The organism is Ruegeria sp. E1 (genome assembly GCF_056534225.1).
The window spans coordinates 129,267-152,503 of sequence record NZ_JBQFPE010000008.1 but is presented as its reverse complement, the minus strand read 5'-3'; the positions used below and the strand labels follow the sequence as shown (position 1 = coordinate 152,503).

General features: G+C 58.1%; 21 protein-coding genes. 8 read left to right on the top strand and 13 right to left on the bottom strand.

What is annotated here, in order from left to right; translation table 11 throughout:
• Positions 1–252: 252 nt before the first annotated feature.
• Positions 253–1,434, bottom strand: coding sequence for an adenylate/guanylate cyclase domain-containing protein (locus tag ACR0FG_RS12180; RefSeq protein ID WP_480893274.1), 1,182 nt, complete (start codon positions 1,432–1,434; stop codon positions 253–255).
• A gap of 139 nt (positions 1,435–1,573) precedes the next feature.
• Here ACR0FG_RS12180 and ACR0FG_RS12175 point away from each other — a divergent pair, with 139 nt between their 5' ends.
• Positions 1,574–3,160, top strand: a complete 1,587-nt coding sequence (locus ACR0FG_RS12175) for a phospholipase D family protein (protein ID WP_480893272.1) — start codon at positions 1,574–1,576, stop codon at positions 3,158–3,160.
• A 53-nt stretch (positions 3,161–3,213) separates the two neighbouring features.
• On the opposite strand, the gene gyrB is transcribed toward ACR0FG_RS12175, so the two are convergent.
• Complete coding sequence (gene gyrB / locus ACR0FG_RS12170) at positions 3,214–5,631, bottom strand: DNA topoisomerase (ATP-hydrolyzing) subunit B (protein ID WP_480893270.1); 2,418 nt, start codon at positions 5,629–5,631, stop codon at positions 3,214–3,216.
• A gap of 102 nt (positions 5,632–5,733) precedes the next feature.
• Positions 5,734–6,306: a TetR/AcrR family transcriptional regulator gene (locus ACR0FG_RS12165; protein WP_480893268.1), complete on the bottom strand. Its 573-nt coding sequence runs from the start codon at positions 6,304–6,306 to the stop codon at positions 5,734–5,736.
• A 99-nt stretch (positions 6,307–6,405) separates the two neighbouring features.
• Between ACR0FG_RS12165 and ACR0FG_RS12160 the strand changes: the two genes are divergently transcribed.
• Positions 6,406–6,972, top strand: coding sequence for a carboxymuconolactone decarboxylase family protein (locus ACR0FG_RS12160; protein ID WP_170710999.1), 567 nt, complete (start codon positions 6,406–6,408; stop codon positions 6,970–6,972).
• On the opposite strand, the gene recF is transcribed toward ACR0FG_RS12160, so the two are convergent.
• The 6 genes from recF to mutM form a co-directional block, all read right to left on the bottom strand.
• Positions 6,969–8,063, bottom strand: coding sequence for a DNA replication/repair protein RecF (gene recF, locus ACR0FG_RS12155; RefSeq protein WP_480893266.1), 1,095 nt, complete (start codon positions 8,061–8,063; stop codon positions 6,969–6,971). The two genes, ACR0FG_RS12160 and recF, sit on opposite strands and share 4 nt — an antisense overlap.
• A gap of 59 nt (positions 8,064–8,122) precedes the next feature.
• Positions 8,123–9,244: a DNA polymerase III subunit beta gene (gene dnaN / locus ACR0FG_RS12150; RefSeq protein WP_170711000.1), complete on the bottom strand. Its 1,122-nt coding sequence runs from the start codon at positions 9,242–9,244 to the stop codon at positions 8,123–8,125.
• 222 nt (positions 9,245–9,466) lie between these two features.
• Entirely contained in the window at positions 9,467–10,849 is a 1,383-nt protein-coding gene (gene dnaA, locus ACR0FG_RS12145; RefSeq protein WP_170711001.1) for a chromosomal replication initiator protein DnaA, read from the bottom strand.
• Between the two features lie 546 nt (positions 10,850–11,395).
• The gene (gene rpsT, locus ACR0FG_RS12140) at positions 11,396–11,659 is read right to left on the bottom strand and encodes a 30S ribosomal protein S20 (RefSeq protein WP_142638226.1); all 264 of its coding nucleotides are present in this window, start codon (positions 11,657–11,659) and stop codon (positions 11,396–11,398) included.
• 229 nt (positions 11,660–11,888) lie between these two features.
• Positions 11,889–12,665: an enoyl-CoA hydratase gene (locus ACR0FG_RS12135; RefSeq protein WP_480893263.1), complete on the bottom strand. Its 777-nt coding sequence runs from the start codon at positions 12,663–12,665 to the stop codon at positions 11,889–11,891.
• Between the two features lie 66 nt (positions 12,666–12,731).
• Positions 12,732–13,583: a bifunctional DNA-formamidopyrimidine glycosylase/DNA-(apurinic or apyrimidinic site) lyase gene (mutM, locus tag ACR0FG_RS12130; protein ID WP_480893262.1), complete on the bottom strand. Its 852-nt coding sequence runs from the start codon at positions 13,581–13,583 to the stop codon at positions 12,732–12,734.
• An 86-nt stretch (positions 13,584–13,669) separates the two neighbouring features.
• Between mutM and ubiE the strand changes: the two genes are divergently transcribed.
• Both ubiE and ubiB read left to right on the top strand, forming a co-directional pair.
• The gene (gene ubiE, locus ACR0FG_RS12125; RefSeq protein WP_480893260.1) at positions 13,670–14,422 is read left to right on the top strand and encodes a bifunctional demethylmenaquinone methyltransferase/2-methoxy-6-polyprenyl-1,4-benzoquinol methylase UbiE; all 753 of its coding nucleotides are present in this window, start codon (positions 13,670–13,672) and stop codon (positions 14,420–14,422) included.
• Positions 14,423–15,952: a 2-polyprenylphenol 6-hydroxylase gene (gene ubiB / locus ACR0FG_RS12120; protein WP_480893258.1), complete on the top strand. Its 1,530-nt coding sequence runs from the start codon at positions 14,423–14,425 to the stop codon at positions 15,950–15,952.
• A 97-nt stretch (positions 15,953–16,049) separates the two neighbouring features.
• Here ubiB and ACR0FG_RS12115 read toward each other — a convergent pair whose 3' ends face one another.
• Positions 16,050–17,225 carry an acetyl-CoA C-acyltransferase family protein gene (locus ACR0FG_RS12115; RefSeq protein WP_170711007.1) on the bottom strand — a complete coding sequence of 392 codons (1,176 nt, stop codon included), beginning with the start codon at positions 17,223–17,225 and terminating at the stop codon, positions 16,050–16,052.
• Between the two features lie 115 nt (positions 17,226–17,340).
• Between ACR0FG_RS12115 and ACR0FG_RS12110 the strand changes: the two genes are divergently transcribed.
• The 4 genes from ACR0FG_RS12110 (at position 17,341) to ACR0FG_RS12095 (ending at position 21,133) form a co-directional block, all read left to right on the top strand.
• A complete protein-coding gene (locus ACR0FG_RS12110) occupies positions 17,341–17,904 on the top strand; it encodes a helix-turn-helix domain-containing protein (RefSeq protein ID WP_480893256.1) in 564 nt (187 codons plus the stop codon).
• 111 nt (positions 17,905–18,015) lie between these two features.
• A complete protein-coding gene (locus ACR0FG_RS12105) occupies positions 18,016–19,200 on the top strand; it encodes a glycine C-acetyltransferase (RefSeq protein ID WP_480893254.1) in 1,185 nt (394 codons plus the stop codon).
• A 14-nt stretch (positions 19,201–19,214) separates the two neighbouring features.
• The gene (tdh, locus tag ACR0FG_RS12100; RefSeq protein ID WP_480893368.1) at positions 19,215–20,243 is read left to right on the top strand and encodes an L-threonine 3-dehydrogenase; all 1,029 of its coding nucleotides are present in this window, start codon (positions 19,215–19,217) and stop codon (positions 20,241–20,243) included.
• A 62-nt stretch (positions 20,244–20,305) separates the two neighbouring features.
• Positions 20,306–21,133: an alpha/beta hydrolase gene (locus tag ACR0FG_RS12095; RefSeq protein WP_480893252.1), complete on the top strand. Its 828-nt coding sequence runs from the start codon at positions 20,306–20,308 to the stop codon at positions 21,131–21,133.
• A gap of 92 nt (positions 21,134–21,225) precedes the next feature.
• Here the strand turns inward: ACR0FG_RS12095 and sigJ are convergent, their stop codons facing one another.
• From sigJ to ACR0FG_RS12080, 3 genes are read right to left on the bottom strand one after another with little or no spacing between them, the layout of a single operon-like run.
• Positions 21,226–22,101 (bottom strand): RNA polymerase sigma factor SigJ, encoded by an 876-nt coding sequence (sigJ, locus tag ACR0FG_RS12090; protein WP_480893250.1) that lies wholly within the window; start codon positions 22,099–22,101, stop codon positions 21,226–21,228.
• Entirely contained in the window at positions 22,098–22,640 is a 543-nt protein-coding gene (locus ACR0FG_RS12085) for a hypothetical protein (protein WP_480893248.1), read from the bottom strand. The genes sigJ and ACR0FG_RS12085 overlap by 4 nt, the downstream gene beginning before the upstream one ends.
• Complete coding sequence (locus ACR0FG_RS12080; protein ID WP_480893246.1) at positions 22,637–23,023, bottom strand: hypothetical protein; 387 nt, start codon at positions 23,021–23,023, stop codon at positions 22,637–22,639. Before ACR0FG_RS12080 ends, ACR0FG_RS12085 begins: the two co-directional genes overlap by 4 nt.
• Positions 23,024–23,237 lie beyond the last annotated feature (214 nt).

The window sequence follows — 23,237 nt, the reverse complement described above, 5'->3', positions numbered from 1 at the left end:
GAGTTTCTTTGCAGGCAGTATTCAATGCGCTTCGGGCGATCAGGATATTCTGGCTAGACCCATCGACCCTGCGCCAGCAAACCAGAACTCAATGATCTGTTAATCCGCAACCGGGTTGGACACGACGCAGATCAATAAGGCTACGGTCCTCGCGATCGAACAGGATGCCCCTAACAGCTGCCTCAGATAGGTGGGTCGATAGTGCAGCGGGGCACTGCAAGGATTGAATTAGCTCCTGAAAACAAAAGCACATCAATTTGCCTGATCAGAGAGACTGAGAACACGAAAAATCTGCACAGGATTGCCGATGCCCTTCAGTTCCCGTTCTCCCAGTTCTTCGGTCTCGACATAATCTTCTATGTCCAGAAGCGCCCGTTGGTTTAATAGGATCTGCCCGTCGCTGGCAAAATCGCAAAGCCTTGATGCAGTGATCACCACACCGCCGATAGCGGTGTAGTCGGCACGACCATGAAACCCAATAAGCCCAAGCGTCGCGTAACCGCTGCTGATCCCGATACCCAGGCCCATCGCATGACCAAGTTTCTGCCAGGGTGCTCGTATTCCTTCGAAGGCTTCGTTTATTGCTGTGGCCAACCGCACGGCTTGCAGGACGGGTTTATCGCAGGGAACCGGATCATTGAAGAACACCATCAACCCATCTCCGGCTCGGTATCCAATTGTTCCTTTGTGCCGGGCAACAAGTTGACCAACCTCATCGTGGAATTGCTGCAGAAGAGTTATGACATCTTCCGGCTCAATCGCTTCGGAAATGGCGGTGAAATTCCGGATATCGCAGAAAAGGCAAGAGATATACTGACGATGCGTTTTGAGAAGCTCGTCAGAGTTTTCTTCGACGACAAGCTCTGCCACCTGAGGAGCAAGGAATTGTTTGAGTCGCCCCAGCCTGTCAATCTCGCCTTCCTGGCGCCTTACCTTCTCGGTCAGTCTTTCGTTCAAAGCTTCTATTTCATGCGTCTGGTTTCGAACCGTGTGGTTTAACGCATCGAGAATGAAGTTCTGATTCAGCAATGCCGCAATCACCAAAAGCACATAGGCGAGTGCTTCGACGCGTTCGTCATAGCCGAAATACAGCGTGACAATCAGGATAGCAGCAGCAATCCCACCGAGGACGAGTGGAAGCTCTTTGGCATGTCGTTTCCGATCTCTCCATAAGAAACTAACCGCCAGCAATGCAAACACCCACATGAGCACCGCTTGCGCATGTGGGTTTATGGAAAGTGCATCGTAGCCAATCAGATAGGTCAGCAATATCCCGGAATAGCACGTAGCCAAAGAAGCGAGTGCAGCCACAACGGCTCCGATCCCGATTGGCATCGAAATTCTGAATTCCTCTGTTGCCACACCCATACCATCGGCTACAGCACGCGACGAAGGTTCCGCGGCAGAGTTATTTCTGTATTCGGGTTCAGGCATGGTCCTCGTTTGCGCTTGGTTGCCGATAGAGTACGTTTGAATTGAGGTTGCGTCAAAAAACAAACCTGCATGAGGCAGTTGAGGGTTTCATCAAATCAACAACGACCAGCGAAACGACTTCAAGCTTCACAGAACAAACTTGCAATCACCCGTCTCGGCGTTGTCACCTAGGACATGGGGACGGAGGAAGCTGATGGTCCGATGGAAGTTCGTGGTTTGTATTTTATGCGCGTTGACCCTTGTTGCTTGCGCTCCCAAAACGCGCACCTATGAAAAGACGGCATCGGTTTCGCTGCCTGCAGACTCGCGCTCAGCTCTTGGTCGGGCAGCCAACCGGCTTGGCGATCCCAAAGACGGTCGGTCGGGGGTCAAGCTGATCAGTGACGGCGAGGAAGCTCTTGTCTCAAGGCTTTTGCTGGCTGCCGCGGCCGAGAGAACGATAGACGCCCAATACTACCTTCTGCACGACGACCCCACCGGTCACCTGTTTGCCGCCAGTCTTTTGCAAGCGGCAGATCGGGGTGTTCGTGTCAGGTTGTTGCTGGACGACATGGATACGTCCAGCTACGACGCGATGACCGCGGCGTTGGACAATCACAAGAATATTGAGATCAGGTTGTTCAATCCGTTCTGGCGGGAACAAAGCCTGTTGATCGCGGGGCTGACGGATTTCAAACGCATCAATCGAAGAATGCACAACAAATCCATGACAGCCGACAACGTGTTCACGATTGTGGGTGGGCGAAATATCGGCGCCGAGTATTTTCTTGCACGGGAAGAAATGAACTACGCTGATCTGGATGTGCTGGCCGCAGGCCCCGTTGTACGCGAGGTGTCGCGCAGCTTTGACTCTTACTGGAACAGCGAGTTCGCGGTTCCGGCTCGTGTGGTCGTTGGAGAACCTCAGGATTTTGACCTTGGCGATGCGCGCAGCAGGTTGAACGAACTGGTCGAGGAAGCGAAGCAAACCCAGTACGGTGCGGCCCTCAGAAAGTCTGCACAAGAAAACTTTTCAGATGGTGCCCTGTCACTGGATTGGCTGCCTGCGAAACTTTATGCTGATCCACCTTCAAAAGCCGCGGGGATTGAGAATTCTGGTCCTGTTCTTGCATCTCAACTACTTCCGTATTTTGAGAATGCCAGCAGTGAGGTGAATATCGTCTCTGCCTATTTCGTGCCGCGCAACGACGGTGTGAAATGGCTGACCGAACTGGAAAGCCGCGGGGTCAACGTAAAAGTCGTAACCAATTCGCTTGCATCCAACGATGTTGCACCCGTTTACGCGCATTATGCCAAGAAACGCCGAGCACTTCTGCGCGGTGGAGTAGAACTCTATGAGCTGCGACCGGACGCCTATCAGGTCCAACGCCGAGGTATTAACTGGGCTCAATCCAGGTCAGGCCTGCATTCCAAGGCATTTGCAGTTGATGGCCGATACTTGTTCGTCGGGTCATTCAACTGGGACCCGCGGTCTGTCAACATTAACACCGAGATGGGAATTTTGATTGACTCGCCAGCTTTGACTGCACAGTCCATGGGTGCCTTGGACGACGCGCTACCCGCATACACATATAACGTGACGCTCGAGAATGCGGGTCAGCTTAAATGGGCGACAAGAGGCGACGATGGCAACGTTATCGTATATCACTCAGAGCCGACAGGCTCGACCTGGGATCAAATAGTTGCAGGATTTCTAGGTATTTTGCCTATTGGTTCACAGCTTTAGGTTTTTGGCGGATATGGGGTGCGCGAAGTGGTATGCGCGCACCTACAACGGCTTCAGAAATCGAGATTCTCGACGCTTAATGCATTCTGTTGAATGAACTCGCGTCTTGGTTCCACGACGTCGCCCATCAGCTTGGTGAACAGGTCATCAGCCTCGACCATGTCATCGACGCGCACCTGTAGCAGGGTGCGGGCGTCGGGGTCGAGGGTGGTTTCCCACAATTGATCGGGGTTCATTTCGCCCAGACCCTTGTAGCGCTGCAGCGACAGGCCCTTTTCGCCCTCTTCCAGAATGGCACGCAGCAGGTCCAGCGGGCCGTGGATGATCTGGCTGCGGTCGCGGCGGATCAGGGTGGCCGAGGTGCTGTAGACCTCTTGCAGGCTTTGGGTGAAGCTGCCGGTCTTGCGCGCCTCGCCCGAGCGCAGCATGGGGCCGTCCAGCGTGCGGACCTCTTCAACGCCGCGCAGGATGCGGGCCAGTCGGATGCCATGGTCCTGCGTGATCCGACCTTGCCAGCCGCGCTCGTACTCCAATGCGATCAGGTCAAGCCGGGCGGCAACCTTGTCAGCGACACCTTGCAGGTCGGCATCCACGGCACCGGGCACGAAGGCGCCGGCGACGGCGGCCTGCTCCAGAATGTGACGCGGGTAATGGGTTGGGAAGGCGTCCAGAACCCGTTTCAACTGGCGTGCCTCGTCGACCACGCGGGTCAGGTCCTGCCCGATGATTTCCTCGCCCGAACCCAATTTCAGTACTGCGCCCTCGACGCCCTGATTGATCAGGTAGTCATCCAAAGCGGCTTGGTCTTTCAGATAAACCTCTGACTTCCCACGAGAAACCTTATAGAGCGGCGGCTGCGCGATATAGAGATACCCGCCCTCGATCAGTTCCGGCATCTGGCGATAGAAGAAGGTCAGCAACAGGGTGCGAATGTGCGCGCCGTCCACATCCGCATCGGTCATGATGACGATCTTGTGGTAGCGCAGTTTCTCGATATTGAACTCATCGCGGCCAATGCCGGTGCCCAGCGCCATGACCAGATTGCCGATCTCCTGCGAGGACAGCATCCGGTCGAACCGCGCCCGTTCAACGTTCAGGATTTTACCACGCAGGGGCAGAACCGCCTGAGTCAGACGGTCTCGGCCTGTTTGGGCGGAGCCACCTGCCGAGTCCCCCTCGACCAGAAAGACCTCGGTTTTCGAGGGGTCTTTCTCAGAACAATCCTTCAGCTTCCCGGCCAGATAGTTCACATCCATCGCCGTTTTGCGGCGGGTCAGTTCGCGGGCCTTGCGGGCAGCCTCGCGGGCCAGCGCTGCCTCGATGATCTTGCCGACGATGGTTTTGGCCTCGTTGGGGTTTTCCTCGAACCACTCGGCCAGTTTCTCGTTCATCAGACCTTCGACCGCCGGGCGTACCTCAGAGCTGACCAGCTTGTCCTTGGTCTGGGATGAGAATTTCGGATCGGGTACTTTCACCGACAACACGCAGGTCAGACCTTCGCGCGCGTCATCGCCGGTGAAACTGACCTTTTCCTTTTTCGCGATCCCACTGGATTGCGCATAGTTGTTGATCGTGCGGGTTAGTGCACCCCGGAAACCGGCCACATGCGTACCGCCATCACGTTGTGGGATGTTGTTGGTAAAAGGCAGCACCGTCTCGTGATAGCTGTCATTCCACCACATGGCGATTTCGACACCAATCTCGTCGCGCTCGCCTTTGATATAGATCGGCTCGGGCATCGCAGCCGTCTTGGACCGGTCGAGATATTTGACGAATTCCTTAACGCCGCCTTCGTAGAACAGCTCAGTCTCCAGCCGTTCTGCGGGGCGTTCGTCGATCAGGATGATCCGCACACCCGAGTTCAGGAAGGCCAGTTCGCGCAGACGCTTTTCCAATGTCTCGAAGGAATACTCAAGGTTCGAGAATGTGTTGGTCGAGGCCAGAAACCGCACCTCGGTTCCGGTGCGGTCGCCGCATTCGCCCACAACTTTCAAATGCTCGGCGGTTTCGCCACCTTCGAACCGCGCCACGTGCTCCTTGCCATTGCGCCAAATGCGCAGTTCCAGCCAATCGGACAGGGCGTTCACAACCGAAACGCCAACCCCGTGCAGACCGCCTGAGACCTTGTACGAGTTGCTGTCGAACTTCCCGCCCGCATGTAGCTGGGTCATGATAACCTCAGCCGCGGAAACGCCCTCTTCGGGGTGGGTATCCACCGGAATTCCACGCCCATTGTCGCTGACCGAGACGCTGGAATCGGCGTGGATTTTCACCGTCACATGGTCGGCGTGACCGGCCAGAGCCTCATCAATTCCGTTGTCGACAACCTCGTAAACCATATGGTGCAGACCCGAGCCATCGTCGGTGTCCCCGATATACATGCCTGGGCGTTTGCGAACCGCCTCTAACCCTTTGAGAACTTTAATGGAATCTGCGCCGTATTCCTGGGGTGCCTGTGCGTCTTCGGACATTCCGTCAGTACCTATATTATTTTGGTAACTTATACGTTTTCTGGTGGGGATTGTCACGCTATCCCCCAAGATTTTGTGCCACTTGTCGTCTTTTCCGGCAGATCACAGCCGGTCAAGGTCTGCGGCGATATCAGCGGCGATTTCGGCGGCGTTCACGTCCTTGCGTTCGGCTGACAAACGCAGGCCCAGAAGGTCCGACTGATACCGCGCGGCCAGTCGGTCGGGGTCGTGATCCGGACCAATTTCACTTGCCTGCTGCGCGCGGCGAAACAGGGTGGCAAAGCAGGCTTTCATCTCGGCCATATGTCCGCTGGCCTTGTCCGCCAGATCATGCCCTTTGGCCTGCAATTCCGCATATGTCTTCGCTAGCATACAGGCCCGTGCCGGCATTTCGGCCTCATCAATCACCACATGCGGCTGCGCCTTTAGCGCGTCAAGCGGCCCCAGCGCATCCGCCATTGCCATCAACCGCGCCACTCCGTCCTGCGCATAGCGTTCAAGCGTCAACGCATAGAGCGCATCTTTTGACCCGAAAGCCGCGTAGAAGCTGCCCGGTTTCAGCTTCAATTCCCACTCAAGATCCTTCAGCGAGGTTCCGGCCCACCCCTGACGCCAGAAGATATCCCGCGCCTGCGCAATCAGCGCGTCTCGGTCATAGGTCGGTTTTCGCGGCATCAATTTCACCAATTCTTGAACGATTGCTCAAATATATACTTGAGTGATCGCTCAAGAAAGATTAAATCTGCCTCACCGCGCCAGAAAAGGAGTTCCCACATGGCTGATTTTCCTTCGCACGACCTGACAACCGCACCCGAAGGGTCCAAACCGTTGCTGCAAAAGTCACAGGCCGCGTTTGGCCGTCTGCCCGGCCTGCACAAGGTCATGGCCGAAAGCCCCCAGCACCTTGAAGGCTATCAGGTTCTGCATCACCTGTTCCTGCAGACCGATTTTGACAATGACGAAAAAACTGTCGTCTGGCAGACGATCAATGTCGAAAATGAATGCCACTATTGCGTCCCCGCCCATACCGGTATCGCCAAGATGATGAAGGTCTCGGACGACATCTCCGAGGCCCTGCGCAACGAAACCCCGTTGCCGTCAGCCAAGCTTGAAGCTCTGCGCACCTTTACCCTGCAAGTGATGGAAACCCGCGGCAACCCGACCGACGCCCAACTGCAAGCCTTCTTTGACGCAGGCTATTCTCACCGCGCCGTTCTGGACGTGGTTCTGGGCCTGGCGCAAAAAACCATGTCGAACTACGTCAACCACATGGCACAAACTCCGGTCGACGAGGTGATGCGCGGTTTCATGTGGGAACGCAAAGTCGGCGAACCCGCCTAAGAGACGACCGAGCCTTCGCCGCTGTCATTGACAGTCAGCGTCTGGACCCGGTCCCCCAATTCCGCAAACAGCTCAGGCCCGGTGCCCGTCATCCAGGCCTGAGCGCCCAGCGCGCAAATCTCATCGTACAGCGCCGCCCGCCGTCCCGCATCAAGATGCGCGGCCACCTCATCCAACAGCACAATCGGCGGCGCGCCCACCATCCCAGCCAGCGCCCGCGCATTGGACAGGATCAACGAGACCAGCAGCGCCTTCTGTTCCCCGGTCGAGCAATCCTTGGCCGGAACTCCCTTGGCGGCAAAGACCCCATACAAATCCGACCGATGCGGCCCCACCAAAGTGCGCCCTGCCGCCAGATCGCGAAACCGGCTTTCATCCAAGGCTTCACGCAAGTCCTCTGCTGTTTCAGGCATCGCACCTTCGGTCTGCACCAATTCCAGGTCCGCAGCCGGAAACGCGGTTTCGGCCTGCTCCTGAGCCATCTGCAGATGCTCCAACGCCGTCAGACGGGCTCTATGGATGCGATACCCGGTTTCGGCCATCTGCCCCTCCAATGCCGCATACCAATGCGCATCCCGGACCTGTTCCTTCAGCAGTCGGTTCCGTTCGCGCATCGCCTTTTCATAGGTCAACGATGCCTCGGCGTGCGACGGATCGAAACTCAGCGCAATCCTGTCCAAGAACCGCCGCCGCCCCTCAGCCCCTTCAATCCAGAGCCGGTCCATCGACGGGATCAGCCAAACGACCCGCGCCAGCTTCCCCAGATCGATCTGTGTCGCAGACTTCTCATCAATCCGAACCTGCCGCGCCGCGCCGCCTTCAGACCAGGTCTCGATCTCATAGGCCTGCCCCTGCACGTGCAACAGTCCCGACAGTTTCCAGCCCAGCGCTTCGGGCCGCCGAGTCATTTCCGCCGCGCTGGCCCGCCGCATCCCGCGCCCTGGTGAAAACAGCGACACGGCTTCCAGAATATTGGTCTTACCGGCCCCGTTCGGCCCATGGATCGCCACCGGCCGACCATCCAAAGACAATCGCGCCAGCTTATGAGACCGAAAATGCGAGACCGTAAGTTCGGTCAGGGCCAATCCCATGACCCCTCCCTTCATCTTTTCAAAAATACTCCCGCCGGAGGCATCGCGCGCCAGCGCGATCAGACGCGCATCGGCATGACCACATACACCGCGCTCTGATCATTGCCTTCACGCATCAGGGTCGGATCACCGGCCGAGTTGAACATGAATACCGCATTCTCACGATCGACCTGAGACGCAATCTCCAGCAGATATTTGGCGTTGAACCCGATCTCCAACCGCTCATCGCCATAGGCCACGGCCAGTTCTTCTTCCGCGGCACCACTGTCCGGTGCATTGACCGACAACACCAATTTGTCTGCGTCCAACTGCAGCTTGACCGCGCGCGAGCGTTCCGAGGAAACCGTCGCAACGCGATCAACGGCCTGCGCAAATTCGGCGGCATCTACCTCCAGCTTGCGGGTGTTACCCTGCGGGATAACGCGGGTGTAGTCCGGGAAGGTGCCGTCGATCACCTTGGATGTCAGCGTGATATCGGGCGTCGCAAAGCGCACTTTGGTTTCGCTGACCGAAACGGCGATGTCCATCTCATCGTCTTCCAGCAGCTTGCGCAGTTCACCCACGGTTTTGCGTGGCACGATCACCCCCGGCATGTCCGCGGCGCCATCCGGGCAATCCGCATCGATGCGCGCCAGACGGTGGCCGTCGGTGGCCACACAGCGCAGCACTTTGCCACCATCCGAACCGTCGGTGACATGCATATAAACGCCGTTCAGGTAGTACCGTGTTTCTTCCGTGGAAATCGCGAATTTCGACTTGTCGAACAACCGCCGCAGCAGCGCAGCCGAGGCGGTGAAGTTCGATTGATATTCCGAGGACGCCATCACCGGGAAATCTTCCTTAGGCAGCGTCGCCAGCGAGAAGTTCGAGCGCCCGGCCTCAACCGTCAAACGCCCTGCCGCGCTGTCGGCGGTCAGCGTCACAAGCGCACCGTCGGGCAGTTTGCGGACAATCTCGTGCAGCGTCGTCGCCGCCACGGTTGTCGAACCCGCTTTCTCGACCTGAGCAGGGGCCTTGTCGACCACTTCGATATCCAGATCGGTGGCGCGAAACTGCACCTGATCGCCTTCGGCCTCGATCAGCACATTTGCGAGGATCGGAATTGTATTGCGCCGTTCAACAACCGATTGGGCCTGCGAAACGGCCTTGAGAAGGGTGCCGCGTTCAATGCTGATCTTCATACCCTCAATTCCTCTGACTTGCGTGCCGAAACAGGCGGGACTGGCACGTTAGCGGTTCCACCCTGAGGCACAAGGATTTTTTACGGATTTCTGGGTTGGAATGCCCGATGCGTCAAGAGGCGCGTGGTCCTTCCGACACAGTTCACGGCGGACCGTGGGCTATAGCGCACAAAAAACGCCCCAGGCATCAGACCCGGGGCGCGTTCGCTTTGAGGCGGCGTTTTAGGCTTCCAATGCCCGGCGCAGCATCTCGACATCTTCGGCGATCTGGCCATCGGTCAGCTTCAGTTCCTCGATGCGTTTGACGCCGTGCATGACCGTGGTGTGATCACGCCCGCCAAAACGGCGACCGATTTCCGGCAGCGAGCGGCTGGTCAATTGCTTGCACAGATACATCGCCACCTGTCGCGGGCGCGCATAGGACCGCAGGCGTTTCGGGCCGATAATGTCGGACATGCGGATGTTGTAATACTCCGAGACCTTGCGCTGGATTTCCTCGACGGTGATCTTGCGCTCGGACATGCGCAACACGTCGGCCAGACAATCCTGCGTCAGGTCCATATCGATCTCGCGGCCCACCAGCGAGGCAAAGGCGAACAGACGGGTCAGCGCGCCCTCGAGCACGCGAACATTGGTCGAGATCCGCTGCGCCAGATATTCCAGCACGCCGTCCGAGATGGTCAGGCCGGGATAGGTGCTGCTGTATTGCTGTACCTTGTTCTGCAGGATGCCCAGACGCAATTCGTAGTCGGTTGGGTGCAGATCAACGACCAGACCACATTGCAGGCGCGATTTCACGCGGTCTTCAAGGTCCTTGATTTCACCCGGCGCGCGGTCGGCCGAGATGATGATCTGCTTGTTCTGGTCCACCAACGCGTTGAAGGTGTGAAAGAACTCTTCCTGCGTCGAATCCTTGCCCGCGATGAACTGCACGTCATCGACCATCAGCACATCGACCGAGCGGAACAGATGTTTGAAATCCATCATACGGCGTTCACGCAGCGCCTGCACAAAGCGGTACATGAACTGCTCCGCCGACAGGTACAGAACGTTCAGTTCGGGATGGCGGGTTTTCAGCTCCCACGCGATGGCGTGCATCAGGTGCGTCTTACCCAGACCGACGCCCCCATACAGCACCAGTGGGTTGAACGTCACGGGACCACCTTCGGACACGCGGCGCGCAGCAGCATGTGCCAGTTCGTTGGGTTTACCAACAACAAAACTGTCAAAGGTAAAGCGCGCGTCCAGCGGGGCCGCCTGCAGCGCCTCAAGCGCGTTGCCGGCCATATCCGATGCAGGCCGCGCAGGTGCCGCTTCGGGGGCAGGTTGCGGTGACTCGGTCTGCGCTGGCCGTGTCGCGGAATTGGCCGCGGTTTTGAAGGATAGGCGCTGGACGGATTCGCCTGCCGTGTTCAATTCATACAGAATCAGATCAGCAAAATTCTGACTGACATAGTTGCCCATGAAATTGGTCGGAACCGAAAAGATAGCGACGCCATCCTGCAGTTCCTCGAATTCAAGAGGTTCGATCCAGGTTGTAAAGTTGTTCTGTCCCACGGTCTTCAACAACTTGGTTCGAAGTTTTCCCCATTTCTCTTGTGTCATACGGCGCCTCACGCATCCCATTCTTTATTAGCCTGTCGGCCTTATTGATATGGCCCGGTTTCCCGGTTCTATTGCGTTCACGCACAAGGCTATCCTGTCGCCAGACCGAATTATGTCTGGCGGGCGGATAGGTGATGATGACGCAGACAACAGTCTTTGCAGCCCCGCAGCAGGACCGCACCCGAAACACGGGCGACGCGTTACCATCCAAATTGTCGACAGGGCCAAGATCACCGGAAACCCGAGACCCGTAGCAGATCGTCCGTCCGGCCAAGGCCGGTTATCGAACATTCGTCCCTGCGATCATCCTGATGCCCGTCAGTCAGATCACCGGAACAGCCTGTCCCCCCAAGCGAGTGAATCGCTGAAACAGTGGTAGCAAGAGGCTACCCGTCGCGGCAATGAAACTCTGATATTGACTCGGGGTTCGGGCCGAAAGAATCTCTCGGTTTCGTGAAGGCGCGGTATTCTGGCAACAATGAAAAAGGCGCCGCACATGGCGACGCCTTTTTCGAAGATCAACGCTTGACGCGTTTTCCCACAGAATCAGCCCAGCGCTTTGACGCGCGCCGACAGGCGCGACATTTTCCGCGACGCGGTGTTCTTGTGGAAAACGCCCTTGGTGACGCCGCGCATCAGTTCAGGCTGAGCTGCGCGCAGGGCCGCGGTTGCTGCGTCCTTGTCGCCAGATGCGATCGCTTCTTCAACTTTACGCAAATAGGTGCGGATGCGCGAACGGCGCGCTTTGTTTACGGCGAAACGCTTTTCGTTCTGACGGGCGCGTTTTTTTGCCTGGGGCGAATTTGCCATGTGACTTTGACCTTTGTTCGGTACGGTTATCTTGGGTTGCGCGCCACGGGAAATATCCGCACCGGATCAGTAATCACGAGTGTGAGTCGGGCCAGGCGGGCCGCACGCGCATGTATAGCGGCGCTTACTATCCAAGTTGTCCGGGTTTGCCAAGCCGATTCTTCTGCAGCATATGGCGGGTATGAAAAAGGCAGGCAAAAGCCCGCCTGATTGCCTGCCCTGCCGACGTCTACTTGTCGCGGAACTGAGCCGCGCGTTTTTCCAGAAATGCGGCCATACCCTCTTTCTGGTCTTCTGTAGCAAACATCGAGTGGAACACCCGGCGCTCGAACAGCATCCCCTCGCTCAGCGGCAGTTCATAGCTGCGGTTGACAGCCTCTTTGGCGGCCATCGCAGTCAGCTGGGATTTCTCGGCAATCTTCTGCGCTACACCGGTGGCCTCATCAATCAGCTTCTTCGAGGGTACGACCCGGCTGACCAGTCCTGCGCGTTCCGCTTCGTCGGCATCCATAAAACGGCCCGTCAGATTCATGTCCATCGCTTTGGACTTGCCCACGAACCGTGTCAGGCGCTGGCTGCCACCAAGGCCTGCGATCACCCCCAGATTAATCTCGGGTTGACCGAACTTGGCCGAATCCGCCGCAATGATGAAATCGCACAGCATCGCCAGTTCACAGCCACCACCCAGTGCGTAACCAGCCACCGCCGCGATGATCGGCTTGCGGATGGCAGTGATCCGATCATTGGCGTCGGCAAACAGGTTGATGTTGAACACATCGACATAGCTCATCTCGGACATCTCTTTGATGTCCGCCCCTGCCGCAAACGCCTTGTCCGAGCCGGTGATGACGATGCAGCGCACCTTGTCATTGCTGTCAGCCTCTTCCAGCGCGGTGCACAATTCTCCCAGCAACTGGGTGTTCAGCGCGTTCATCGCATCGGGTCGGTTGAGCTTGATAAGGGCGACGTGGTTTTCGATTTCGACGATGATCGTCTCAAAAGCCATGGACTGAGAGCTTTCGGTTGTTCCGTTCAGATACGATTCCTTACCACGCGCATAGGCTGGATCAAGTTATCTTTGGCATTGCGCGCAATAGAAAGATGAGCGACCGGATTGGGTGATTCTCTTGATCGATGCACCACAACCTTCGGTCCGACAGGGTTCGCCTTCGCGCCCATAGACGTCGAAGCTGTGCTGAAAATATCCAAGTTCTCCATCGGCTTGGCGGAAATCGCGCAGGGACGAGCCACCCGCCTCAATGGCATCTTGCAGCACTTGTCGGATGATCGGCACCAGCGCCGCAACACGGGGCGCAGAAATCTGTCCGGCCTTGCGGCGAGGCGACACACGGCCACGATAAAGTGCCTCACAAACGTAGATATTGCCCAATCCCGCAACGATTCCCTGATCCAAAAGCGCGGATTTGACCGGAGTGTTCTTGCCTTTGAACGCATCAATCAGGTGCTGTTCGTGAAAGTCATTGCCCAAGGGTTCGGGTCCCAGAACCGCGAGCAGCTTGTGCTGCTCCGCCGATTCCGTCGTCAACAAATCCATCGCGCCGAACCGGCGCGGGTCATTGAAGGTGACCCGCGCACCGTTGGCCATGTGAAACACCACATGGTCGTGCTTTTGCACCGCCGGGTGGTCGTGCACAAACTGCCCCAATGGGTCACCAGACACCGTCATCCGCCCCGACATACCCAGATGGATCAGCAATGTTTCTCCACTGCTGAGATCGGCCAGAATATATTTCGACCGCCGCCGCAGGCGCAGAACCTGCTGTCCGGTCAGCCGCTCGGCCATTCGTTCAGGAAACGGCCAGCGCAGATCCGGGCGGTTCACATCCGCCCTTTCGATCACCACCCCTTCCATCGCAGGGGACAGGCCGCGTCTTACTGTCTCGACCTCGGGCAATTCGGGCATTACTTGGCTCCCATTCCAAAGGGCCGCATTGTGCCCGCCTCTCATGGCCCTATAACAGAGGCGAAATTCGACGAACGGCAAGGCAAATGTCCGACTACAGCGACAAGACAACTCATTTCGGGTTCGAAACCGTGCGCGAGGCTGAAAAGGCCGGGCGTGTTCAGGGCGTGTTCAACTCGGTCGCCTCGAAATACGACGTGATGAACGATGTCATGTCGATGGGCATCCACCGGGTCTGGAAAGACGCGATGATGGACTGGCTCGCCCCGCGCCCCGGTCAGCGGCTGCTGGACGTAGCAGGGGGGACCGGAGACATTTCCTTCCGCTTCCTCAAGCGCGCGGGTCATGGTCATGCTACCGTTCTTGACCTGACCGAGCCGATGCTGGTCGAAGGCCGCCAACGGGCCGAAGCCGATCAGATGGCCGACAGCCTGAACTGGGTTGTCGGCGATGCGATGTCCCTGCCCTTCGAGGACAACACATTCGACGTCTACACCATTTCCTTCGGCATCCGGAACGTGACCCGCCCGCAAGAGGCGTTGAACGAGGCCTACCGCGTGTTGAAACCCGGTGGCCGCCTGATGGTGCTGGAATTCAGCCAGCTACCCAATGACGGGCTGCAAAAGCTCTATGACCTCTACAGCTTCAACGTCATCCCGCGCATGGGCAAGCTGATCGCGAATGACTATGACAGCTATCAGTATCTGGTCGAATCGATTCGCAAATTTCCCGATCAGGAGACTTTCCTGAACATGATCCGCTCCGCCGGGTTCGAAAACGCCAAATACCGCAACCTGAGCATGGGTATCGCCGCACTGCATTCGGGCTGGAAAATCTAGATGCGCGGCCCTCACAACATTATCCGCCTGATCCGCACGGGTGCCACGTTCGAACGCACAGGCGCGATGAATGTGGTGTTGGACGCGTTCGAAGCTCCGCGCGCCGTTCGCATTTTGGCCCATGTTCTGGGAAAGCCCTTCCAATGGCTGGGCTATAAGGGCGACCCCACAATGCCGCCCGCAACACGCGCGCTGACGGCTTTGGGTCCGGCCTATATCAAGTTCGGCCAGATCCTGTCGACACGGCCTGACGTCGTGGGCAACGAACTTGCCGAACAACTGCGCGTGCTGCAGGACAAGTTGCCCCCCTTTTCCCGCGACGAGGCCATGACCGAGGTTGAAAAAGAACTTGGACAGCCTGTTGCAGACATGTTCTCGGAATTCAGCGAGCCGATTGCTGCGGCGTCCATCGCACAGGTTCACAAGGCAAAACTGACCAGCACCGGCGAAGACGTGGCCGTCAAAGTCCTGCGCCCCGGAATCGAGCGCGCGTTTCGCAAAGACGTTGATGCGTTCTATTTCGCGGCCCGCATCGTGTCCCTCTGCGCCCCCGGCGCGCGCCGGCTGCGCCCGATGGAGGTGATCGAACATTTCGACGGCGTGGTGCGCGGCGAGCTGGACCTGCGACTCGAAAGCGCCGCCGCGTCGGAATACGCCGCCAACACCAGGGACGACGCCGGATTCTGGCTGCCGCCCGTCGTCTGGTCCCTGTCTGCCCGCCGCGTCATGACCCTCAGCTGGGCCGATGGTATTCCTCTGGGCGAGAATGACGCGCTGGATGCCGCAGGCCACAATCGCCGCGATCTGGCGGAACGGGTCCTGCGCCTGTTCCTGCTGCACGCCCTACGCGACGGCTATTTCCACGCCGATATGCATCAGGGTAACCTCAAGGTCGCCGCGAACGGCGATATCATCGCCTATGACTACGGCATCATGGGCCATATCGACGAATACACCCGCCGGGTCTATGCCGAGATCCTGTTCGGCTTCATCCGCCGCGACTACAAACGCGTGGCCGAAGTGCATTTCGAAGCAGGATACGTTCCTGCAAACCAGGACGTCGACGAATTCGCCCGCGCCCTGCGTGCGGTCGGAGAGCCCATCTTTGGCATGGACGCCTCTCACATCTCGATGGGCCGCCTGCTGAACTACCTGTTCGAAGTGACCGAGCGTTTCGGCATGGAAACCCGCACCGAGTTGATCCTGCTACAACGCACCATGGTGGTGGTCGAAGGCGTCGCCCGTTCGCTCGATCCGCATATGAACATCTGGGAAGTCGCGCGCCCGGTGGTCGAGGATTACATCAAGCAATCCATCGGTCCCCGCGCCGCCCTGCGGGACTTTGGCAAAACCGCTTTGGTGCTGGCCCGGTTCGGCCCGCGCCTGCCCGCGCTGGTGGAAAACGCCCTGATCGCTCAAACCCAAAAGGAAGAACCAAGGGGCAACACGCTACTCTCAGCAATCCTGCCCGCGGCAATCGGCGCAACCGTCGGGGCGGCCGTCGTCCTTCTGATCGCCGCCCTCAGCTAATCCCGATCCGCCCCTTCATCTGTCTATAAGTATCCTCGGGGGGAATCGCGGCCTGCCGCGATGGGGGGCAGACAGCCCCCCCCTGCAACGGTTCAGGTCAGAGCCGCTCGATGGCAAGGGCGATCCCTTGCCCGCCGCCGATACACATTGTCACCAAAGCTTTCGACCCGCCAACACGCTCCAGTTCATACAACGCCTTGAGTGTGATGATCGCCCCCGTGGCGCCAACCGGATGTCCAAGGGCAATCGCGCCCCCGTTGGGGTTCACCTTTGCCGCATCCAGACCCAGTTCCTGATTGACCGCCAAAGCCTGCGCCGCGAAGGCTTCATTGCTTTCGATCACATCAAAATCCTCTGCCGACAGGCCCGTCTTGGCAAACAGGTTCTGCACCGCCGGAACGGGGCCGATCCCCATCACCTCGGGGCGCACTCCGGCATGGGCATATCCCAGCACACGCGCTTTTGGCTTCAAACCGGCTTTCTCAGCTGCATCCGCCGTCGCCAAAACCATCGCCGCCGCACCATCGTTGATGCCCGAGGCATTGCCCGCCGTCACACGCCCGTCCTTCTTGAACACCGGACGCAACCCGGCCAGCGCTTCGGCAGTCGTGGCCTTGGGGTGCTCATCAACCTTGAAATCCACCATGTCCCGCTTGACCTTGACCTGCACCGGCGCGATCTGGCTGTCGAAATGCCCTGCCTCAATCGCCGCCGCTGCGCGTGTCTGGCTGGTCATGGCAAACTCGTCCATCTGCGCGCGGCTGATCTGATGCTCGTCGGCCACATTCTCGGCCGTCACGCCCATATGCCCTGTCCCAAACGGACAGTTCAGCGCCCCCAGCATCATATCCAGCGATGTGACATCGCCCATCTTGGCGCCCCATCGTGCCTGAGGCACGATATAGGGGCTACGCGACATGCTCTCGGCCCCGCCTGCCACGGCAAAATCCGCATCGCCCAGCATCAGGGCCTGCACCGCTGACACAATCGCCTGCGCGCCTGACCCGCACAGACGGTTCACATTCATTGCAGGGGTACCGTTCGGAATTCCCGCCTGCATCGCCGCGACGCGGGACAGATACATATCGCGCGGCTCGGTATTGATCACATGACCAAACACTACATGCCCGATCTGCGCGCCCTCAACCCCGGAGCGCTCCAGCGCTGCTTCGGTCGCCACGGTGGCCAGATCAATCGGCGCGGTCGAGGCCAGCGCACCGCCAAAGGTGCCAATCGCGGTGCGCGCACCATCGAGAATAACGATATCGGTCATGTCTTTCTCCTCCAGGATTCGGCAACAGTATGCACCTGCAGCATCTCCTGTCCTATGGGACGTCCCGTCACGGACGGAATTGACATCTGCTCCGGCAACCCGCATGGATTCCGTCATGACGGACAATTCAGACGATATCCTGACACGCCTGCCCGCCCGCTTGAAAGAGGCCCGCCGCGCCAAGGGCCTGTCGCTTGAGGCCGTGGCCAACCTCAGCGGCGTGTCACGATCCATGGTCAGTCAGATCGAGCGGGGCGAAAGCAGCCCCACAATCTCGACCTTGTGGAACCTGACCCGCGCCCTGCAGGTGGACTTCGCCGGGTTGCTTGAGGATGGCGAAAGCGTCGACCGGATCGAAGTGCTGCGCAGCGCCGAAGTCCCGAGCATCGACAATATGGGCGAAAAGTGCCGGATTCGCATCCTCTCCCCCCCGGAAGAGGCCGGTGGGCACGAGGTCTATGACATTCAGTTCAACGCCGGCGGAGCGCTGAACAGCCAGCCCCATGCCCGCGGTGCGCGCGAACAGCTGACCGTGCTTGAGGGGACGGTGCGTGTCACCTCGGGCAGCGCCGTGTCCGAGCTTGGGCAGGGCGACACTGCCCGCTATGCGGCGGATATCGCACATTCCATTTGCGCCGACGGCCCGGCGCGGGTGTTTTTGATTGTCAAAAACGCCTGACACCGGCAAATATCCGCCTTCACGGAAATTTTTCCTCCATACTGTAATTCTTCTATTTGGGAATTATATCCGCTATGTTAGATACGCGACTCAGACAAACCGGAGGCCGCCATGGCAGATGCATTCCTGTCCCACATCACGGACACCCTCGCGCAGATCGAAGCGGAAGGGCTTTATAAGCGCGAACGCATGATCACCTCGCCTCAAGGCGGTGAGATTACGGTGGGCGACAAGCAGGTTATCAACCTGTGCGCCAACAACTATCTGGGCCTGGCCGATCACCCCGCGCTGATCGAGGCCGCCAAGGGCGCTATGGGACCGAAAGGGTTCGGCATGGCCTCGGTCCGGTTTATCTGCGGCACGCAGGATATTCACCGCGAACTGGAGCAAAAACTGGCGCAATTCCTGAACAAGGACGATGCTATCCTGTTCGCCGCCTGTTTCGATGCGAATGGCGGGCTTTTCGAGCCGCTGCTGGGACCCGAGGACGCCATCGTCTCGGACAGTCTGAACCACGCTTCGATCATCGATGGGGTTCGCTTGTGCAAGGCGAAACGCTATCGCTATGCCAATAACGACATGGACGATCTTGAGGCGCGGCTGAAACAGGCACAGGCGGATGGCGCGCGGCATATCATGATTGCGACCGATGGCGTGTTTTCGATGGATGGCTATCTGGCCAATCTGCCGAAAATTCGTGAACTGGCCGACAAGTATGACGCGATCGTCATGGTCGATGATTGCCACGCCACCGGCTTCATGGGGCCGAACGGGGCCGGAACGCCGGATCATTTTGGCGTTGATGTGGACATTCTGACGGGAACCCTGGGCAAGGCACTTGGGGGAGCCATCGGGGGCTACATCGCCGGGCCGCAGCCAGTGATCGACCTGTTGCGGCAACGGGCGCGGCCCTATCTGTTTTCAAACTCGCTGCCACCCTCTATCGTCGCCGCGGGGTTGGAAGCCATCCGGCTGGTCGAAGAGGGCGACATGCTGCGCGCGCAACTGTTCGGCAATGCCAAATACTGGCGTGCTGGTTTGGAGAAGCTGGGGTTTGATCTGCTGCCCGGCGAGCATCCGATCATTCCGGTGATGCTGGGCGAGGCGACGCTGGCGCAGGAGATGGCGGCAAAGCTGTTTGACGAAGGCGTCTATGTCTCGGGCTTTTTCTTCCCGGTCGTCCCCCGCGGACAGGCCCGGATCAGGACGCAAATGAATGCAGCCCTGACACGGGACGAATTGGACCGCGCATTGGCCGCCTTTGGCAAGGTTGGCAAAGAGCTGGGGGTAATCTGATGCGACCCAATACGATGAAAGCGCTTGAGAAATCCAAACCTGAAGAAGGGTTGTGGATGGTGCAGGCCCCGGTTCCCGAGATCGGCCCCGACGAGGTTCTGATCCGTGTCAACAAGACAGGCATCTGCGGCACAGACATTCATATCTGGAACTGGGATGACTGGGCCGCCGCGACAGTGCCGGTGCCGATGATCACCGGGCATGAGTTCGCCGGTGAGATCGTCGAGATCGGCCGCAATGTGACCGGGCTGACAATCGGTCAGCGCTGTTCCGGCGAAGGGCACCTGATCGGCACCGACAGCCGTCAGAGCCGCGCGGGGAAGTTCCATCTAGACCCCGGCACACGGGGCATCGGGGTGAACGAACAGGGCGCGTTTGCGCAATATCTGAAGCTGCCCGCGTTCAACGTCGTCCCCCTGCCCGACGACGTGCCTGATGAGATCGGAGCGATCCTGGACCCGCTGGGCAACGCGGTGCACACCGCGCTCAGCTTTGATCTGCTGGGCGAGGATGTTCTGATCACCGGGGCGGGGCCCATCGGTATCATGGCTGCAGCTGTGGCCCGGCACGCAGGCGCGCGCAACGTGGTGATCACCGATATAAACGCCGACCGGCTGAAACTGGCCGAACATGTGGTGCCAACGGTGCGCGCCGTTGATGTCTCGCGCGAGGAACTGAACGACGTCATCACCGAGTTGGGGCTGAAAGAGGGCTTTGACGTTGGTCTTGAAATGTCGGGCTCGCAAATCGCGCTGGATCAGATGGTCGAGGCTCTGGTGATGGGTGGAAAGATTGCCCTGCTGGGGATTCCGCCCGGGAAGTCCCCTGTCGATTGGTCACGCATCGTGTTCAAGGCGATCACCATCAAGGGCGTCTATGGCCGCGAAATGTTCGAGACCTGGTACAAGATGATCGCCATGTTGCAGAACGGTCTGGATGTCAGTCGCGTGATCACCCATCAGATGAAGGTGGACGATTTCGCCGAAGGATTTGCCGCGATGAAATCCGGGCAATCGGGCAAGGTGGTGCTGGACTGGACCTGAAAGCGGTTGATTTCGCGCGCAGGCTGAACAAGGAATACCCTAACCAAAAGTGAGGGTATTCGATGCTGTATCGCGGATTTTCACAATCGGAACTGGAACAGGAATATGCGCCCAGTTCGATGGTCGGCGGCGATCTGACGCCGTATCTGGCCAGCTATGCCGCACTGAGCGCACAGGCGCGGGCCGATCTTGAGGTACGCGAGAACCTCGCCTATGGCGACGACCCGGCACAGGTGCTGGATTTCTTTCCGGCCAAAGGGGCGGGCGCGCCGCTGCACGTGTTTATCCACGGCGGCTACTGGCAGGCCCTCAGCCAGCGCGAGTCGGCAATGATGGCCCCGGCCCTGATCGAGGCGGAACACTCTCTTGCCACGCTGAACTACACACTGGCCCCGGATGCGCGTCTGGGTGACATGATCGACGAATGTCGCAATGCGCTTCTGTGGCTGGCGGCAAACGCATCCGCTCTGGGGTTCGATCCCTCCCGCGTAACCTTGTCTGGGCACAGTGCCGGCGCGCATTTGGCCAGCATGGTCATGGCGACCTCAGCCGATGCGCTGGCGCGCGCGGGTCTGCGGGTGCGCGACGTAATCCTGATCAGCGGGGTCTTTGATCTGGAACCGATCCGGCTGACTCCGGTGAACGACCCGCTGCAACTGACCCCGGTCGAGGTCAATGATCTGTCTCCGATCCGGCACCTGCCCCGCCCCGGCCCACGCTATCACGTGACCGTGGCAGACCGGGACACGCCCGAATTCATCCGCCAAAGCCGCGAATATGCCGAGGCCCTGCGCAAGGGCGGCCATTCGGTCAGTTTCGATTTGCAGAAGGGGATGCATCATTTTGACATCATCCTACATGCGGGGACGTTTTTGGCGGGATCGCGGTAGTCAGAGGCGTTTGCTGCGGTGTCAGGAACGTTTGGTTTGAGTCCATTCTTATTGTCTTCCGCCGCGCAGCCAAAGGCGCTATGGCGCTTCCCTTATTGCTTAATCACTCCAAGCTTGTCTGGGTTTCTCATAATATAAAGCCACCCAATCTTGCCACTTTGATCAGGTGCAAGTGTTGTGATGGAATCCAGCTGCCCGAATTGATACCGCAAAAAGGCGGGTTTGGTATTCACGGATGCTATCCGCGTCGTCCAGCCTGATTCATGCCGCGTCTTTTCGTATAGGGCGCGGAATACTTGCAGAATCTCGGTGCCCCCGATCAATGGACGCCGCGCGGCACGTCTTTTCGCCCCGCCGTCAGAAAATGCAACGGAATCAGGCGTTAGCAACGACAGAGCGGTGTCGAAATCTTCGGCCATGATCGCCATGAAAAAGCGCTGGCTCAAATCTGCAACTTCTTCCGGAGTCGCATCAAAACGGGGACCGGAGTCCTGCAACTTCTTTTGAGAGCGACTGACAAGTTGGCGACAGGCAGCTTCAGTCGCGCCAAGCGTGCCCGCAATCTCAGAGTAGCTGGCGTCGAATGCCTCTCGAAGAATGAACGCCGCACGCTCTCTTTCAGTGAGCCGCTCCATGGCCCACAGCAATGCTAACTCGCATTCCTGAGCAAGTTCAAATTGATGCACAGGTTCAATCGTTTCACATTGAAACAATGGTTCGGGGAGCCAGGGGCCGACATAGACCTCGCGTTGTCGGTGCGCGGAGCGCAACGTGTCGATGGCGATATTCATGGCGACCCGGCGCAGCCAAGCCGCAGGGTTGTCTATCTGGGCCGTATCAGCTTCTGACCATTTCAGCCATGTGTCCTGTACAGCGTCCTCTGCCCCTGCCCGTTCACCTAGCATGCGATAGCACATTGATATCAATTTTGAGCGCTCCGCTTCAAATATTGCTGCAACCGCGTTCATGATTGATCCAATACCGCTATCGCCTCGTTCTCAACATTCACGCGGCTACAGATTTGACCGAAGCCAATGCCACGTTTTAACACCGGGTAAATCCGCCCACTTGATGCCGCAAAAGATGCAGCGGTGACCGTCATTGCGCCAAAGCGCACTTCAATTTCCTTTCGAAGGCTATCCAGTTCGGGGGCGTCGGCAATCGCCGCCCGAGAAAAGCGGAAACCGAGACCGACATCTCCTGCCGCCGTCGCATCGCCTTGAAGGCAATCCGTGATTTTGTTTGCCGGAACTCCTGCCTCAAGCGCCATATCGACGATCAGTTGTACACACGACCCGCAATCACCATCTAACGTCGATCCAAGCATTGCGCCTGCCCAGACGTTTTGAGCTTCTTTAGGGCCACGAAATTGGCTGTAAAACGGTAGCACAGAAAGCCGTAGCCCCGCCCATGCCGACGTATCAGCAATATAGCTCATGTAGCTCGTATCGTATTTGTATCGCGCCCCGAAGCTCTTAAAACCTATTTTTAGAAGCGTGCGGATCATGTTTTCGTCCCCTCTGACTTCAGATTGACTGCCGAAATGAGCCCAGCAAAGGCGGGTACCTGAATACCTACCAGGTTGGTGAGGGCAACCAGATCCATCGGAGTGCCGCGATGAAGCCATATCCACACATGAAACAATGCATGGAGGACAAGCCAGGACGCGCCGCAGACTCCAGCTGATTTGTCAAGTTTGACCCCAGCCCAGATCAACGCCACCCCGCTTGTCAGATAGGCAAGGGCGACATCCTTCGCAAAATGAAAGTTCATTGGTCCTGTTTGTTCCACCCCTGGTACCGTAAGATACCAGTGCTGTGTAGCGGTCCACATATAGGTCGCAAGAAAAACGGAAAGCCCTCCGACTCCGATCAAAACTGAACTTCGCATTTTATCTCCAACTTTGAGGTTTCAGAGATAAGACGATCCAGGTTCAGAGTTTGTGACGTAATTAAGAAAAGAAACCTTTGGCACAACTGAAGCGAAACAGCGCTTTGTCCGCACAGAAGACCTTCGGTCATTGTCCCCTTGGAGTAAGAGCACGATTAAACCAAGCCAAATTTTCGTTGGAATTAGACAACTTCCGGCAAATCAAAAAAAACGG

What these genes read in the sequence shown, in the direction of transcription:
- ACR0FG_RS12180 (WP_480893274.1), bottom strand. Translation starts at nt 1,434, where the DNA reads ATGCCTGAACCCGAATACAGAAATAACTCTGCCGCGGAACCTTCGTCG.
- gyrB (WP_480893270.1), bottom strand. Translation starts at nt 5,631, where the DNA reads ATGTCCGAAGACGCACAGGCACCCCAGGAATACGGCGCAGATTCCATT.
- ACR0FG_RS12165 (WP_480893268.1), bottom strand. Translation starts at nt 6,306, where the DNA reads ATGCCGCGAAAACCGACCTATGACCGAGACGCGCTGATTGCGCAGGCG.
- ACR0FG_RS12160 (WP_170710999.1), top strand. Translation starts at nt 6,406, where the DNA reads ATGGCTGATTTTCCTTCGCACGACCTGACAACCGCACCCGAAGGGTCC.
- recF (WP_480893266.1), bottom strand. Translation starts at nt 8,063, where the DNA reads ATGGGATTGGCCCTGACCGAACTTACGGTCTCGCATTTTCGGTCTCAT.
- dnaN (WP_170711000.1), bottom strand. Translation starts at nt 9,244, where the DNA reads ATGAAGATCAGCATTGAACGCGGCACCCTTCTCAAGGCCGTTTCGCAG.
- dnaA (WP_170711001.1), bottom strand. Translation starts at nt 10,849, where the DNA reads ATGACACAAGAGAAATGGGGAAAACTTCGAACCAAGTTGTTGAAGACC.
- rpsT (WP_142638226.1), bottom strand. Translation starts at nt 11,659, where the DNA reads ATGGCAAATTCGCCCCAGGCAAAAAAACGCGCCCGTCAGAACGAAAAG.
- ACR0FG_RS12135 (WP_480893263.1), bottom strand. Translation starts at nt 12,665, where the DNA reads ATGGCTTTTGAGACGATCATCGTCGAAATCGAAAACCACGTCGCCCTT.
- mutM (WP_480893262.1), bottom strand. Translation starts at nt 13,583, where the DNA reads ATGCCCGAATTGCCCGAGGTCGAGACAGTAAGACGCGGCCTGTCCCCT.
- ubiE (WP_480893260.1), top strand. Translation starts at nt 13,670, where the DNA reads ATGTCCGACTACAGCGACAAGACAACTCATTTCGGGTTCGAAACCGTG.
- ubiB (WP_480893258.1), top strand. Translation starts at nt 14,423, where the DNA reads ATGCGCGGCCCTCACAACATTATCCGCCTGATCCGCACGGGTGCCACG.
- ACR0FG_RS12115 (WP_170711007.1), bottom strand. Translation starts at nt 17,225, where the DNA reads ATGACCGATATCGTTATTCTCGATGGTGCGCGCACCGCGATTGGCACC.
- ACR0FG_RS12110 (WP_480893256.1), top strand. Translation starts at nt 17,341, where the DNA reads ATGACGGACAATTCAGACGATATCCTGACACGCCTGCCCGCCCGCTTG.
- ACR0FG_RS12105 (WP_480893254.1), top strand. Translation starts at nt 18,016, where the DNA reads ATGGCAGATGCATTCCTGTCCCACATCACGGACACCCTCGCGCAGATC.
- tdh (WP_480893368.1), top strand. Translation starts at nt 19,215, where the DNA reads ATGAAAGCGCTTGAGAAATCCAAACCTGAAGAAGGGTTGTGGATGGTG.
- ACR0FG_RS12095 (WP_480893252.1), top strand. Translation starts at nt 20,306, where the DNA reads ATGCTGTATCGCGGATTTTCACAATCGGAACTGGAACAGGAATATGCG.
- sigJ (WP_480893250.1), bottom strand. Translation starts at nt 22,101, where the DNA reads ATGAACGCGGTTGCAGCAATATTTGAAGCGGAGCGCTCAAAATTGATA.
- ACR0FG_RS12085 (WP_480893248.1), bottom strand. Translation starts at nt 22,640, where the DNA reads ATGATCCGCACGCTTCTAAAAATAGGTTTTAAGAGCTTCGGGGCGCGA.
- ACR0FG_RS12080 (WP_480893246.1), bottom strand. Translation starts at nt 23,023, where the DNA reads ATGCGAAGTTCAGTTTTGATCGGAGTCGGAGGGCTTTCCGTTTTTCTT.